At 62.0% G+C, this 14,646-nt stretch carries 14 protein-coding genes; 2 read left to right on the top strand and 12 right to left on the bottom strand.

The window, feature by feature from the left end:
* Positions 1–6: 6 nt before the first annotated feature.
* Positions 7–1,293, bottom strand: coding sequence for a NupC/NupG family nucleoside CNT transporter (locus tag CW354_RS16310; RefSeq protein WP_104831163.1), 1,287 nt, complete (start codon positions 1,291–1,293; stop codon positions 7–9).
* Positions 1,294–1,474: 181 nt separating this feature from the next.
* On the opposite strand from CW354_RS16310, the gene CW354_RS16315 reads away from it, so the two are divergent.
* The gene (locus tag CW354_RS16315; protein WP_104831164.1) at positions 1,475–2,974 is read left to right on the top strand and encodes a phosphomannomutase/phosphoglucomutase; all 1,500 of its coding nucleotides are present in this window, start codon (positions 1,475–1,477) and stop codon (positions 2,972–2,974) included.
* On the opposite strand, the gene CW354_RS16320 is transcribed toward CW354_RS16315, so the two are convergent.
* The 6 genes from CW354_RS16320 to CW354_RS16345 form a co-directional block, all read right to left on the bottom strand.
* Complete coding sequence (locus CW354_RS16320; protein WP_104831165.1) at positions 2,971–3,189, bottom strand: SlyX family protein; 219 nt, start codon at positions 3,187–3,189, stop codon at positions 2,971–2,973. The two genes, CW354_RS16315 and CW354_RS16320, sit on opposite strands and share 4 nt — an antisense overlap.
* Positions 3,190–3,329: 140 nt before the next feature.
* On the bottom strand, positions 3,330–4,154 hold the full coding sequence (locus tag CW354_RS16325; protein ID WP_133162346.1) for a VPLPA-CTERM sorting domain-containing protein: 825 nt from the start codon (positions 4,152–4,154) through the stop codon (positions 3,330–3,332).
* A gap of 252 nt (positions 4,155–4,406) precedes the next feature.
* A complete protein-coding gene (locus CW354_RS16330; RefSeq protein ID WP_104831167.1) occupies positions 4,407–5,123 on the bottom strand; it encodes a PepSY-associated TM helix domain-containing protein in 717 nt (238 codons plus the stop codon).
* A gap of 142 nt (positions 5,124–5,265) precedes the next feature.
* Entirely contained in the window at positions 5,266–7,362 is a 2,097-nt protein-coding gene (locus CW354_RS16335; RefSeq protein ID WP_104831168.1) for a TonB-dependent receptor, read from the bottom strand.
* 71 nt (positions 7,363–7,433) lie between these two features.
* The gene (locus CW354_RS16340; RefSeq protein WP_104831169.1) at positions 7,434–7,883 is read right to left on the bottom strand and encodes a DUF2946 family protein; all 450 of its coding nucleotides are present in this window, start codon (positions 7,881–7,883) and stop codon (positions 7,434–7,436) included.
* Positions 7,884–7,959: 76 nt separating this feature from the next.
* Positions 7,960–8,658: a Crp/Fnr family transcriptional regulator gene (locus CW354_RS16345; protein WP_104831170.1), complete on the bottom strand. Its 699-nt coding sequence runs from the start codon at positions 8,656–8,658 to the stop codon at positions 7,960–7,962.
* A 105-nt stretch (positions 8,659–8,763) separates the two neighbouring features.
* Between CW354_RS16345 and CW354_RS16350 the strand changes: the two genes are divergently transcribed.
* Positions 8,764–9,594, top strand: a complete 831-nt coding sequence (locus CW354_RS16350) for a sterol desaturase family protein (protein ID WP_104831171.1) — start codon at positions 8,764–8,766, stop codon at positions 9,592–9,594.
* 11 nt (positions 9,595–9,605) lie between these two features.
* On the opposite strand, the gene CW354_RS16355 is transcribed toward CW354_RS16350, so the two are convergent.
* The 5 genes from CW354_RS16355 to CW354_RS16375 form a co-directional block, all read right to left on the bottom strand.
* On the bottom strand, positions 9,606–10,583 hold the full coding sequence (locus tag CW354_RS16355; RefSeq protein WP_104831172.1) for a beta-ketoacyl-ACP synthase III: 978 nt from the start codon (positions 10,581–10,583) through the stop codon (positions 9,606–9,608).
* A gap of 113 nt (positions 10,584–10,696) precedes the next feature.
* Positions 10,697–11,527, bottom strand: coding sequence for a sulfite exporter TauE/SafE family protein (locus tag CW354_RS16360; RefSeq protein WP_104831173.1), 831 nt, complete (start codon positions 11,525–11,527; stop codon positions 10,697–10,699).
* On the bottom strand, positions 11,527–12,507 hold the full coding sequence (gene dusA / locus CW354_RS16365; RefSeq protein WP_104831174.1) for a tRNA dihydrouridine(20/20a) synthase DusA: 981 nt from the start codon (positions 12,505–12,507) through the stop codon (positions 11,527–11,529). The genes CW354_RS16360 and dusA overlap by 1 nt, the downstream gene beginning before the upstream one ends.
* Before the next feature lie 175 nt (positions 12,508–12,682).
* Positions 12,683–13,852, bottom strand: coding sequence for a hypothetical protein (locus CW354_RS16370; protein ID WP_133162347.1), 1,170 nt, complete (start codon positions 13,850–13,852; stop codon positions 12,683–12,685).
* 78 nt (positions 13,853–13,930) lie between these two features.
* Positions 13,931–14,632 (bottom strand): ABC transporter ATP-binding protein, encoded by a 702-nt coding sequence (locus tag CW354_RS16375; RefSeq protein WP_104831176.1) that lies wholly within the window; start codon positions 14,630–14,632, stop codon positions 13,931–13,933.
* Between the last annotated feature and the right edge of the window lie 14 nt (positions 14,633–14,646).

A 14,646-nucleotide genomic window follows, 5' to 3' on the forward strand; every position in this document is an offset into this window, starting at 1 on the left:
TTCTTTTTATCCAACCCAGATGAGACCGATGACCGCGCCGGTCATCAGCGTTGCGAGCGTGCCGGCGATGAGCGCGCGCGGCGCAAGGTCGATGACGTCCTTGCGGCGGTCCGGCGCCAGCGCCGTCAGCCCGCCGATGACGATCCCGAGGCTCGAAAAGTTCGCGAACCCGCAAAGCGAATAGACGACAATGAGGATCGACCGTTCACTGAAGGTCCCCGGCTCCACTTCCGCAAGGCGCAGATAAGCGACGAATTCATTGAGCGCGGTTTTAAGTCCCATGAACTCGCCCGCCGCCTCCGCTTCCGACCAGGGCACGCCCGCCAGCCACATGAAAGGCGCGAACATGTATCCCAGAATGCGCTCCAGCGTGAGCGGCGCGCCGGCGACATCCGGCCCGGCGGCGAGCATCATATTGATCAAGGCCACCGCCGCGATAAAGGCGATGAGCGAGGCGATAATGTTGAGATAAAGCCCGAGCCCGTCTGTGACGCCACGCATGAAAGCGTCCATGGTGCCGCCATAACCGAAATCGTCGGCCGCCTCGACCGGCGTCGGCGTCACGCCCTTTTCCTCCGGCATCATCACCTGCGCCATCAAGATCGCGGCGGGCACGGAAATGATCGAGGCGACGATGATATGCCCCAGGATCGACGGATCGACATTCGAGAGGATGGTCGCAAACACCGCCATGACGGAGCCCGCGACCGTGGCGAAGCCGCCGGTGATGACGATCAGCATTTCAGGCCGCGAAATTTTCGACAGATAGGGGCGGATCAACAGCGGCGCTTCGGTCTGGCCGAGAAAGGTGTTCGCCGCCGAAGAGAGGGCCACCGCGCCGCCGACCCGGAAGACTTTCTCGAGCAGAAAGGCGAAACCGCGCACGAAGAGCTTCAACACGCCCCAATGCCACATCACGGCGGAAAGGCCGGAAAAGAAAATCACCAGCGGCAGGGCGCCGAAGGCGAAACTGAACATGGCGCCTTCATTCACCACCTCGAAGGGCGCCTCGCCGCCGCCGAGATAACCGAAAACGAAGGTCGTCCCCTCCCGCGTCGCCGCCTGCAGGACCTCCACGACGACTTGCAGCGACTGGAGACCTTGCCGGGCCCATGGCTGATAAAGCAGGAAAATCGCGATCAGGATTTGCGCGCCGACAGTCCACAGGGCGGCGAAAAACGGGAACCGCAGCTTCTGGCTGGAGAACAGCCAGGCGATGAAGATGAAAACCACGAGGCCCATCGCGCTCTGGCCGCGCAGCCCCACATCGGCCAGCTCAAATGGCAAATCCATAAATTCCCGCAGACCCCTCGACTTTCGCCGCCCCCACGTCCTCGCGACCCTTTTATGACACGAGAAACTATGCGCAAGCATGACCCGTTTGTCACTGATTCTGTTAATCTTCTTTATAGCTTGCGCGGCGCGCCGGGCTTATTATGGTGCGCTGCAAATCATCGTTATCCGGGGACATCACATGCTGCCTGCGCCGCGCGCCGACCTTAAAGCCAACACTTTCGCCTATGAGGTGACGCCGCTCGTCAAGCCCACGGGCTTTCGCGAATATGACGCCCGCTGGCTGTTCGAAAAGGAGATCAACCTGCTCGGCGTTCAGGCGCTCGGCATGGGACTCGGCACGCTGATCCGCGAAATGGGCAAGGAGCCCCGCATCGTCATCGGGCATGATTTCCGCAGCTATTCGGCCTCCATCAAGCAAGCGCTGATCGTCGGCCTGATGAGCGCCGGCGTCGAAGTGAACGATATCGGCCTCGCCCTCTCGCCGGTCGCTTATTTCGCGCAATTCGATCTCGACATCCCTTGCGTCGCCATGGTGACGGCGAGCCACAATGAAAATGGCTGGACCGGCGTCAAGATGGGCGCGGCGCGCCCCCTCACCTTCGGCCCCGATGAAATGGGCCGGCTGAAGGAAATCGTCCTGAAAGGCGAATACAAACCCTGCCCCGGCGGCGCCTATAAATATGTCGAAGGCATGCGCGAGCGTTACATCGCCGATCTCGCCGACAATGTTTCCTTCACGCGCAAGATGAAAGTCATCGCCGCCTGCGGCAACGGCACGGCGGGCGCCTTTGCGCCGGAAACGCTCGAACGCATGGGGCTTGAGGTGATCCCCATGGACGCCGAGCTCGACCATACCTTTCCGCATTACAATCCGAACCCGGAAGACATGCAGATGCTGCACGCCATGCAGAAAACGGTAAGAGAACAAGGCGCCGACGTCGCGCTCGGCTTCGACGGCGACGGCGACCGCTGCGGCGTTGTCGACGACGAGGGAGAAGAGATCTTCGCCGACAAGATCGGCGTGCTTCTCGCCCGCGACCTCTCTTCCCTGCATCCGGGCGCGCAATTCGTTGTCGACGTGAAATCGACGGGCCTTTTTGTCACCGATCCGGTGCTGCAGGAGAACGGCGCCAAGACCGTCTACTGGAAAACCGGCCATTCCTATATCAAGCGCAAGAGCCACGAACTGAACGCGCTCGCGGGGTTTGAGAAATCAGGCCACTTCTTCTTCAATGCGCCCATCGGGCGCGGTTATGACGACGGCCTCGTCGCCGCCATCGCCCTCCTCCAGATGCTCGACCGCAACCCGGACAAAAAGCTTTCGGATTTGCGCAAGTCGCTGCCCATGACATGGTCGTCGCCGACCATGTCGCCTCATTGCGACGACGAAAAGAAATATGACGTCGTCGACAAAGTGGTGAAGGCCTTCGAAGAGCGCGCCAAATCCGGCGGGACGATCATCGGCCAGAAAATCCGGGATGTCGTCACCGTGAACGGCGTGCGGATCACGGCGGAGGACGGCACCTGGGGACTTATCCGCGCCTCATCCAACAAGCCCGAACTCGTCGTCGTGATCGAAAGCCCGACATCCGAGGAGAACATGAAAAAGATGTTCGAAGAGATGGACGCCGAATTGAAAAAGCACCCGGAAGTCGGCGAATATAATCAGAAGATCTAGTAATGCGGCGGCGGCGGCTCGCGTTCGCCGCCCCGGGAAAAATTGTCTTCCACGGCTTTCAATTCATCATTGAGACGCGAAACCTCCCGCTTGAAGCTTTCCAGCAGCTTCCACTGCTCGGTCACCGCCTGGGAGAGATCTTCGATCGTCTGCTCCTGAAAGGCGGAGCGTTCTTCAAGTTTTTCAAGACGTGCATTCAACGCATCATCGCTCATGGACGGACCTCGCATTCGCGCCTTCGGCGGGGCCACCGGATAGCGCTAAACCGCCGAAGTCACAACAATCGGCGCGCCTGCGCAGAAAAAAAGCGACCGGCAAGAAATGCCGGCCGCCGTTGCTCCCTCTTGTGAAACGCCTAAGCCTTCGTCTTGCGGCGGCGCAAAGCCGCGCCAAGCCCGGCGAGACCGAAGCCGAAAAGCGGCAGCGCCGCCGGCAGCGGCACTTCGGACACGCTGTCGCCAGTATATTCGCGCACGCTGAAATCAATCTGATAATCATCGCCATCGCGAGGCGCTCCCGGTCCAAATGACCCCAACCCGCCCAGCACTTGCAGCCGGTTTTCAAACTCCCAGAAACCACTCCAGGCCGTATTGCCGATGCGCGGCCCAAAAGGGGAACCGCCGCCCGCAACAACAAGATCCGCCGCCGTCGGCAACGCTTCCGAGTCAATCACCGTATTGTCGACCATTGTAAAATGCATGCGGAAATCCCGGAAGAACAAATCGCCATAGACGGGATCCCCGGTGTCAAGAAACGGCGTAATGTCCCCAGCAGGGATCGTTCCGTTGCGCGTGCCGCTCGGATAATTGACCTGATCGTCGAATATGCGGAAAGCCATGTTGTCATACGCTCCGCCGTTGGCGACCTGAATCTGACCGAAATTACCGGAGACCGAACCGCTATAGGTCTCGACGCCGCCCCGTTCCAGCGCGAAGCCGAAATAGGTGACGGCGTTTTTGTAGAGGGTGCCGCCGCCGAACGCTTCCGGGCTCCCCGCCTCTGTGTCGTAACGCACGGTGAGCATCGCCGTGTCGCCCGGCGCCATGTAAGGATGAACCGTCGTATGCGTCGTCCCGTTGATCGACGTCGTCATCTTCAACTCAACGATCGACGCATGCGCAGCGCCGCTAAGAGCGGCGACGCCAAGCGCCCCCACCAGACAAAATGTTGAAATTTTCACGCAAAAACCCCTTTTGCTCAATTACGCTACAAGCGGGGCTTAAGAAGCCTGTCAGCTCGCCAGCCGTCAGGCGCGCAAGCTTTCACTGGGCCCCGCACATAAAACAATGCTCGCATTAACCGGGGAAGCCGTCTTGTATATTTTCGACATAGGTTGCGACGGGGAACAACGCCGCAACCCTGACTCTTTATGCGCAAAGGCTGCGCCCTGAAAACGCGGACAACCTTGTGCTGTCCCGCGTCCCTGCCGCGCTTACGGCGCCGCCCAGACGATCCAGGTTCCCGAAAGCGCGACCGCTGTCGCCGCTGCAACCGCAGCGAGAATGCCGACCGCCGCCAGCCGCGGCCCGTGCAAGCGCGTCCATAGAAGAATTCCAGACAGACTCATAAACACCATGGCGCCCGCCATTGTATCCATGATCAGGATAAAGAGCTTGCCCACGCCGGCGACCTTGTGAAGGTCGATCAGTCCTTTGAGCAGGCTGGCGTTGCTGCGCGTCACTTTCACCCGGTTTGCGCCGACCTCATACTCGCCGGTGATCGTCGCATTCGGCCCGCGAAACGTCACGCTGTGCGTCGCCGGCTGCTCCGCCTGGCGGCCGCCAAAAGAGACGGGACCGGCGGGACGGCCCCGGCCGCGGGACGGTTCCGCGCCGATCGAAAACTCGCGCTGCATCCATGCGACCAGATCCGCCTCGCCGGCGATTAGTCCGGGATCGACCGGCACGCTCAGCGAGGCGACTTCCCGCACGACGCCGCCTTCGATATGCATCACCGCAGTCCGGTGATTGAGATAAAAGCCGGTGAGCCCCAGGCAGAAAAAGAACAGAGCGCCGTAAAAGCCGGTCCAAGCGTGACCGCGCCGTAGCCAGGTGAGAACCGTTTTCGTTTGCAGGTTTTTCGGGATGAACAAATAGCCGCCGGCGCGCCGGACCGGTTTTTGTTGTTTCTGCAACTCAGTTTCACCCATTTTCCGTCTCCGCCATATTAAACGTCAGCACAGAGCTTTTAACGGCTGACGCGTGTGATTCCTGCGGTGGGATTGGAAGACAAAACGTCACATGGGCGACTGGAAGACCGGCCGGTCTCATGCCGGCCGGTCTTCCCTGTTTTCAGCGCGTCATGTGAATGCGCACAAAGGCGCCCCGGCCATTGCCCGGAATGCGCTCGCCGATGGCGACGTCCGAGCCTGCGACGCGGTTATAGCCGGCGAGATGCTGGCGATAGTCCTTGTCGAAAAGATTGGTGACGCCGGCGGAAAGCGAAACCCCGTCAGCGAGGTCGATCTCGCCGGTGAGATTGAGGAGCGCATAGCCGTCCGTCGCCTGTTCGCTGTTCGTCGCCGAGACCTTGTTCTGATCCGCGATCAGTACGGTTTCGGCGCTGACAGACCAGATCGCCTGTTCGTAAGTCGCCGCCAGCGACGCGTGCGGCGGCGCGATGCGGTAGAGATTGTCGTCAATGTCCCGGCGTTTGCCGCGCACATAGGAAACCACGCCGTCGAGACGGAAATGATCGGTGAGCACGACCCCGCCATCCATGTCGACGCCGTAAAGCTCCGCATCCACATTGGCAAAACGCAAAGGCGTTGCATCGCCGTTCATGGAAGCGACCATCTCTTGGGGCGTGTCAATGACGCCGACCGTGTCATCGAGAGGAACGCCCTGAACATAATAGTCGATGCGGCGGTAAAAGACCGTGGGCCTCAGATAAAAGCGTTCGCCGCGCAGATCGGCGCCGGCTTCCGTGATCCAGGCTGTCTCCGCTTTAAGGCCGAGATCGCCCACATAGACATTGCCGTCGGCGAGCCCGCCGCTCGCCGGCGTCGGCAGCCAGGAAAAGCGCTCTACATAACCCGGCGCGCGGGCCTTGCGGGCGAGCGTGAAGCGCCAAGAAACGCCGTGCGCTTCTTCGGTCCACAACCGCATGACGCCGTCGACCGTTGTCTTCTCCCAGTTGCGGTCAGCAGCGTTGAAGGCATTGGCGAGCATGGCCGGCATCATCGGCAAAGCCGGGCCGAGACTCGCTTCGCCGGCGCTCGCATCGTGCCTGTCGGCCCGAACCCCGAGCTCGGCGTTGAGCCAGCCGGACGCCCCGGTCCATTCCGCAAAGACGCCCTTGCGCTGCATCTGAACATCAGGAAGCGAATTGATGAAGAAATTCGCATTGTTCGGATTGGTGATGGTCACATCCTTGTCGGCGTCTTCCATGTCGACACCGAGTCTGAGATCGCCGCCTGCGGCCGGAACGACGAAGGCGAGCTTCCCGTGAAGCGTGCGCGCCGCCGCCAGGGTTTCGCGATAGCGCATCGGGTCGGGCGGCGTCGGACGCAGATCGAAATTGTTCATGGCGTGATCCACATCGGCGATGGAGAACGCGCTTTCGATTTTGATCCCGCCGAGATCGCCGTTCCATGTCGCGCGCGCGAAGTCCGTTTCGAAGAAGCGAATGTCCATAGGGAACGGCGGGTTTCCGGTGGGCCCGGTTTTCTGCCGGCGCAGGTCGATCCCGAATTCCTGATCGCCGAGTTTGACTCCGGCCGATGCGCCATAGACCGCGCGCTTGTGCGAAGACGATCCGATAACGCCGCCGGGAAACTGCACGTCATCGCCCTTTTCGTAAGAGCCAAGGATGTTGACGCGATAGGTTTCGTTCGACGCGCCCGCGACCCCGCCGACGGCGTAGCTTTCGCCGACCGTGCGGCCCAATGCAGTGACGTCGTAGCCGAGCCTCGCCTCGGAACTGTCGGTGAAATCGATGCGCTTGAATTCGGCGTTGACGCCGCCGGCAAGGCCCGGTCCGTTGCGCACCGGGCTGACGCCGCGGTCGACGACGATCAGGCCGACCAGCGGCGCCGGCGCGTAATGCAGCGGCGGATCCATCATATTCGGCCCGCCCGATGCGAAATTCTGGCCGTCAACCCGGATATTAAGCCGGTCGCCGTAAAGGCCTCGATACTGCACCTGGCCCGAGAGCGCGCCGTTGTCGATCGCCGCGGCGCCCGGCAGGCGCGCGATAATGCCCGCCGCATCGGGGCCTGCGTCCGGCGTGAAGTCCGGGGCGGTTTCGTTGACCGTCATGCGACTGCGGGATTTGCCCGTCACCACAATGACGTCTTCGAGGGCGGAAGAAGAGGTTTGCGCGTAAGCCGCCGCTCCATGGGCCAGCGCGCCCGCGAGACTCGCGGACAGTAAAAGAGAGGGTTTCATCAATGCACTCCGTCGCGCGCCCGCAGCATGGCGGGAGCGCCAGTCTGATCTAAAAACAAAAAGTCGGGTGATCAGGCGCGGAAGGGAGGCGCGCGGGACGGCGGCGGCGCGGACGCGCTTTGGCTGTAATGGTCCTGCGATGAAACGCGCCAGCCGTCGAAACGTGCATAAAAGGTTGCAACGACGAGGTCGACGGCTTGTCCGCCCGGCGTGTAATGCAGGCTGAACGATGCAAACGGGCACTGGCCGGCGTCATTGCTCGCCGGCGCCGGCGCGCCGTCATGATCGGTGATGTCGCCGGTTTCGGGGTCAAGATAAGCGGCATAAACGCCGTCTCCCGACCCTGTGCAGATGGTGATCGCGATGCGGCCCGTCTCGGGATCGGCGCCGAACATATAGCCGGCCGGCACGACGGCGCGCAGCGCCGCCGCAAGGAACGCCGCAAAAAGGAACAGCCGCACAGCCGCATTGCCGCGCGTCATGGCGCGGCCTTCGGTCGATGAGCGGCGTTCGACAAACATGAAACGGATCGCATCCTTACGAAAACGGCGGCACCATAGCGCGCGCCGCCCGCAAGGCCACTCGCAAAAGTTAGGGCTATTCGCCGCGTTTAAGGGCCTGCAAAGGCGTGCGATCGGCGATCCATTGGTCAAGCGCCGCCCGGTCGGGAACGCCGATGCGGCCGTAACCGAGAACGATCAGCCTCTCGTCTTGCAGTCCCGACAGCGCCTTGCCGATGGAGACCCGAGAGACGCCGAGGGTGAAGGCGAGATCGGACTGGCTGCATTCCACTTCTTCGGCGTTTTTGGCGGAACGGGCCATGCCGGCGATCATTTTTGCAGTCCGCACGAGCAAAGGCAGCCGCCGGACATCGTCTAAAAACTCAAGCACCGCATAAAGCCGCTGGGTGGTCGCTTCGAGCATGAGCCGCGCCAGCGCCGGCTCTTCATCGAAAATCCGGTCGAAGCGGGGCTTGGAGATCTGCTCCACTCTGGTTTCGCCCACCGCAATGGCGTCATAAGCGCGCGGCAGATGCGCGAACAGGATCGCTTCGCCGAAACAATGGCCGGGCCCGAGGATCGAGGTCGTGATATAAGACCCGTCCGCCCCCGGAATGGCGAAACGCACCGCGCCCGACTGGATGATGGAAAGCCCCGGCTTGTCATCGCCGCGCGAATGGATGGTCTCGCCGTCGTCGTAGTCGACCGGCGTCGCCGCCGCGCTGAGCCGCGCCGCCAGCCCTTCCGGCAAGAGGGAAAGAAGCGGCCGGCTGTCGAAATCGAGCAAATCCGCCATATATTCAAAATGCTAAATTTTTAGCATTCTGACCCGCCCGCCAATGGTAATCAAGAGGCAAGACGCCGAAAAACCGGCGCGCGGGAGAAACAGGGAGCGCACCACATGAAACCGGAAATGATCGCCATCCTCGGCATTCTGGCGACCTTCGCCATGCTGGAAATCATCTACACCAACTTTTTCCGCAAGCCGGGCCAGACGCGCCAGGACGTGATCGTCGAATCCGTCAGCATCCTGACATTAATCTTAGTGACGCAGCCGCTGGCGCTGCTCGGGGGCGCGACGGTGGCGCATTTCATCGCGCCGGGCGCACAAGACTCTCTCGCGCATATTCCGGTCATCGCCGGGATCGCGCTGTTCCTGATCTTCGACGACATGATGCAATATTGGTGGCACCGCGCCTCGCACAGCCTGCCCTGGCTCTACAAGCTGCACCGCCCGCATCACAATGGCGAATATCTGTCGATCCGCGTCGTCTATCGCAACAACATTTTCTACTACCTTCTCATGCCCGGCCTGTGGTTCTCCGGCGCCCTTGTCTATCTCGGGCTTGGCTGGATCTATGCAGGCTACATCGTCGTCAAAATGGCGGTGATTGTCGGAGCCCATTCCGACGTTCGCTGGGACGAGCAACTTTACAAGGTAAAATGGCTCTCCCCAGTGATGTGGGTCGTCGAGCGTCTGATCTCCACGCCGGCGACCCACAGCGCCCATCATGGCAAGCACCAGGCCGACGGTGTGACGAACTACAAGGGCAATTACGGCAATCTTCTGTTCTTCTGGGACGTCCTCTTCGGGACGGCGAAAATCACGCGCCGCTATCCCGAGCTGTTTGGCGTCGAAAACCTGCCAGACACCAGCGCCGGCGAGCAGCTTTTATGGCCGCTGATCCGCACGAAAGAAGCAAAAGCGCCGTCGATCGCACCCGCTGAATAAGCTGCCGAAAATCAGTAGCGCGCCAGCGCCGAGCCCCAGGCGAGCCCGCCGCCGAGCGCAGCGAAGACAAGCAACTGACCACGTTTGATGCGCCCGTCGCGAATCCCGGCGTCGAGCGCCAGCGGGATCGAGGCGGACGAGGTGTTGGCGTGCTTGTCGATGGTGACGATCACCTTGCTGTCGTCGAGTTCAAGTTTCTTGCCGCAGGATTCAATGATCCGGATATTCGCCTGATGGGGAACGAACCAATCGATTTCATGCCGGCTCACTTTCGCGAGCTCGGTCACCTCGAAGACGGCGTTTGAAATCTGTTCCACCGCGTTGCGGAAGACTTCCTTGCCGTTCATGCGCACCTTGCCGACCGTGCCTGTCGTCGACGGTCCGCCATCGGCGTAAAGATGTTTCGCCAGCCGGCCGTCGGAGGAGAGATAAGTGGCGAGAACGCCACGCGGTTCGCGCGCGGTCTGCGGCGCTTCGCCGGAGAGCACCACCGCCCCGGCGCCGTCGCCAAACAGAACGCAGGTCGCCCGGTCCTCCCAGTCGAGAAAACAGGACAACTTCTCCGCGCCGATGATGAGGGCGTGTTTCACCTTCCCCATCTGGATGAAATCATGGGCGATGTTGACGGCGTAAAGAAAGCCCGCGCAAGCGGCGGACACGTCGAAGGCGATGCCCGGCGGCGCGCCGATCTTGTCCTGCACATAGACCGCAACGGAGGGAAAGGTTCTGTCCGGCGTCACCGTGGCGACGATGATGAGATCGATGTCGCGGGGTTTCAGCCCCGCCTGATCGAGGGCGCTCCAGGCGGCGGCGGTCGCCAAATCTGAGGCGGCTTCGTCGTCGGCGGCGAAATGGCGCTGGGCGATGCCGCTGCGACTCTGGATCCATTCATCAGAAGTGTCGACGATCTTGGCGAGGTCGTCATTGGTGACCACCCGCTCGGGCAGATAAGACCCCACCCCGGAAATAATGGTTTCGACTGCCGCCATGTTCCCTCCCGGACGCGCCCCCGTTTGGATTAAACGGCCACCTTAGGGGCATGCGCCGGGGATGACGACAGAAAACTCGCCGCGCTGCACAAAAAATACGCCGGTCTGTTCGCTTAAGAGGTGAAAACATCCCAGGCGAGCGTCCCGGCGGCGAGCAGCACATAGAGCCCGAACCCTTTAGAAAGGAGGCCGCTATCGAGCTGATGGGCGGCTTTCGCACCTAATGGCGCGGCGATCCCCGCCATCAGGGCCATGGCCGCAAAAGCCGGCAGATTCACATAGCCGAGTGAGCCCGCAGGCAATCCCGCCGCCGCCAGCCCCGACAAAACAAAGCCGATGACGCCAGGCACAGCCACGGAAACGCCGAAACCGGCGGAGGTCGCAATCGCCTGATGCATGGTCCGCCCGGCCAGCGTCATCACCATGACGCCCATGGCCCCGCCGCCGATTCCCATGAGGCTGGAAAAAAAACCGGTGCCGAAGCCGAGCGGGATTTTCAGGCGCTTGCGGTGAAGATTGACGGGATGGGCGTGGCCGCGCTCCTTCGCGAAAATCCGGCGATAGCCGACATAAAGCGCGCCGCCGGCGAAAACGATGGTGAGAAGCTCCGCCGACGCCCAGTGGGCGAGCGCCCCGCCCATCCCGGCGCCGCCTGCGATCCACGGCCCCCACTGGCGCAGCATCTCCATATCCACATGGCCGGCGCGGTGATGGGTCGCGAGCGAGCGGATCGACGTGACGATGATGACGGCGAGCGAGGTGCCGATGGCGGTTTTAAGGCTCTGCGCCTCCCCATAGCCGAGCATGTGGAAGATCGCGTAAAGCGCGGGCGTGGTGATGACGCCGCCGCCGATGCCGAACAGCCCGCCGGCGAAACCGGATATGAATCCTGCGCCGAGCAGCGCGGCGATCAGCGGCCAGTGCTCGGCGAGCGCCGCCCCCATCAGGCGGGCTCTCTTGCTCGCATGGCGGCGAGCGCGTCGTCGAGAATATTCGCCGAGCCCATGCTGGCGTTTTCGGACAGGAACCGACGCCAGGCCCGCGCCCCCGGCGCGCCGTGATAAAGCCCGAGCATGTGGCGCGTGATGGAATGGGGCCTGACGCCCTTGTCGAACTCCCGCTTCACATAGGCCGACATCGCCCGCACCACATCTTCGCGCGACAGCGCCGGCGCGGTCTCGTCGAAGATCAGCTCATCCACCGACGCCAACAGATAAGGCGCGCCATAGGCGGCGCGGCCGAGCATGACGCCGTCGAAGTCTTCGGCGAGCGCGGCCGCATCGTTCATAGTCTCGATGCCGCCATTTAGAACAATCGTCAGGTCCGGCCGCGCGGCTTTCAGGCGCCGGACAAGATCGTAATCGAGCGGCGGGATGGTGCGATTGTCTTTCGGCGACAGCCCTTCGAGCCAGGCCTTGCGCGCATGGACAATAAAAACCTTGCAGCCGGCGCCGGCGACTTTTTCGACAAAGCCAAAAAGACTTTCCTCCGGGTCCTGATCGTCTACGCCGATGCGGCATTTGACAGTTACGGAAATTTTTACCGCCGCCTTCATCGCCGCGACGCAGCCGGCGACGAGATCGGGCTCTTTCATGAGACACGCCCCGAAAGCGCCCGACTGCACCCGGTCCGACGGACAGCCGACATTCAGGTTGATTTCATCATAGCCAACCCCCCCGCCGATCCGCGCCGCTTCGGCGAGTTTTTCAGGGTCCGAGCCGCCGAGCTGCAGGGCGACAGGATGCTCGGCGGGGTCGAAGCCGAGCAGATAGTCCCGGTCGCCGTGAATGGCCGCATCCACAGTGATCATCTCCGTATAAAGCCGCGCGCGCTTCGTCATCAGCCGGTGAAAATACCGGCAATGGCGGTCCGTGCCGTCCATCAACGGCGCGACGCAGAACTTATGCGTTTGATTTTCTTGCATTTTTTCTTTTCGGACATCAAAGCAAAGACGACCTTATGCACATCTATGCGTATCTGCACAAATTCGCCCCACTTGGCGCCGATAGGGATTTCGACGCAGGCTGCTGCAAATAAGGAAGCTGACCCGTTGCGCCTAGATCGTTGAAACAGCCTTTTCGACGCCCTTCCGCGCTTTCCTAAAAATACTGGCGAAGCTGGATATAGAGTTTTTTCGGCTGCTCGAAATAGACATTCGCGCCGGCGGTGAGCGCAACGCCGCCGAATTCGGTGTTCACGGGCCCGATAGGCAATTGCGCGCCGGCGACAAGTGTGAGGTTTTCGTTCAATGAATAGGTCGCCTGGATAAGGGCGTAAAAGCTCGCATCGTTGAGGTTGGCGATCAGGGTCGGGCTGATTTCGAGCAGCGGGCTCGCCTGCAGCTGCGCCCCGGCGGCGAAATAATCGCGCCCCGTGTCGAAGACCTGCCCGCGCAAGAGGCGGTCGACGAGATCGACCGGGAGCGCGTCGAGAGAATAACGCTTCTCCGGCAGGCCAAAGCCGTTCCGGTAATATTCGGCGAAATAGGTGACGTCGCGTCCAGCGATCTTGCGTGCGTTCGAAATATTAGCGAGCGCCGACACCGTTTCCTGACCGTCTACGAAAGTCGGAATGACTTCCGCGTTCCAGCTCGCCCCGCCAAGCGAACCGGCGACGGCGAGCCCGGCGACCGTGTCGCCGTGATCGCGTGCGACGAGCATGGCCGTCTGCAACGAGCCGACCCGCCTGCGGTAATGGAGGGCGAAGGAACTCGCCTGCGAGGTCAGCGGCCCGCCGCGGCGCTCCGGTCTTGGAACAATGACGGCCTGCAGATCCGAGCCGTCGTCAAAAAGATATTGCCCGTAAAGCATGTCCGCGCCGGGCTTGTATTCCGTGTCCGTCGCCTCCGGCGAAAACGGATCGAAAAGGTCCATCGGATGGAAGACGAATCCCGCCCCCCAGGTGAGCGCCTGCCGCCCCGCCCTGACGACAAGATGCGGGCCCGTATAGCTGACAGAAAGCCGATCGATCTTGTGGAAAGCCGAAAGCCGGCGCCCGTCCGCGAGCGTGTCGTCAAGATCCCACCAGGTGAGCGGCGGCGCAGCCGGAAAAAGGCCGAGCGCATCTTCATCCGCCGCAAGGCCCGGCGCATCGCCCGCGTCGAAGCCCGCCTGATAAGCCAGATCGAAACTCCATGCACCTGCGCGCGGGGCCCATGTCAGCCGCGCATCGCCGAGAACATCGTTGCGGCTCTCCGAGCCCAGACTCGCCGACAGGCTGTCCTTGCTTTCGCTCGCATAAACGTCCTGCAAAAGAATCCGGCCGTGCACGGGCTCCGCCGAGACGGGGGCGCCGACTCCCGCGAACGCCGTAGCAAGGATTATGGCGGCGAGCGCGCGCACCCTTGGTCAGGCCGCCGCGCCGTCGCGGCGTTCATCGGAGGAAACGCGCCCGTCGGTGATGACGATATGCCGGCGCGTGCGGGCGATGACGCGCTGGTCGTGGGTCGCCATTAGGAAGGTGACCCCGGAGCTCTTGTTGAGATCCGACATCAAGGTGATGAGGTCTTCGGCTGTTTTCGTATCGAGATTGGCGGTCGGTTCATCGGCGAGCACGATCGCCGGCCGGCTCGCGAGCGCGCGGGCGACGGCGACGCGCTGCTGCTGGCCGCCCGAAAGCTGCGACGGGCGGCGCTTTTCGAGCCCTTCGAGCGCCACCGCCTTCAGCATCTCCACCGCCCTCGCCCGGCGCTCCTTATGCGGCGTTTTCATCAGTTGCAGGATGAATTCGACATTCTCCGCCGCCGAAAGCACCGGGATAAGATTATAGGCCTGAAAGATAAACCCTATCTTGCGCAGTCTAAGATCGGCGAGCGCATTGTTTCCGAGACTCGTGATCGCGACGCCGTCGACGCGAACCTCGCCCTCGCTCGGCCGGTCAAGCCCGCCGAGAATATTGAGCAGCGTTGTCTTGCCCGAACCGGACGGGCCCGCGAGCGAGGCGAAATCACCCTCCTCGAGCGCGAGGTCAAGGCCGCGCAGAGCGGGAACATCAATCTGCCCCTGCCGGTATTTCTTGGCGACGCCCTGGCATTCGACGATTACACTCATAACGCCTCCTTCTT

Source organism: Hyphococcus luteus (genome assembly GCF_002943565.1).
GTDB lineage: Bacteria > Pseudomonadota > Alphaproteobacteria > Caulobacterales > Parvularculaceae > Hyphococcus > Hyphococcus luteus.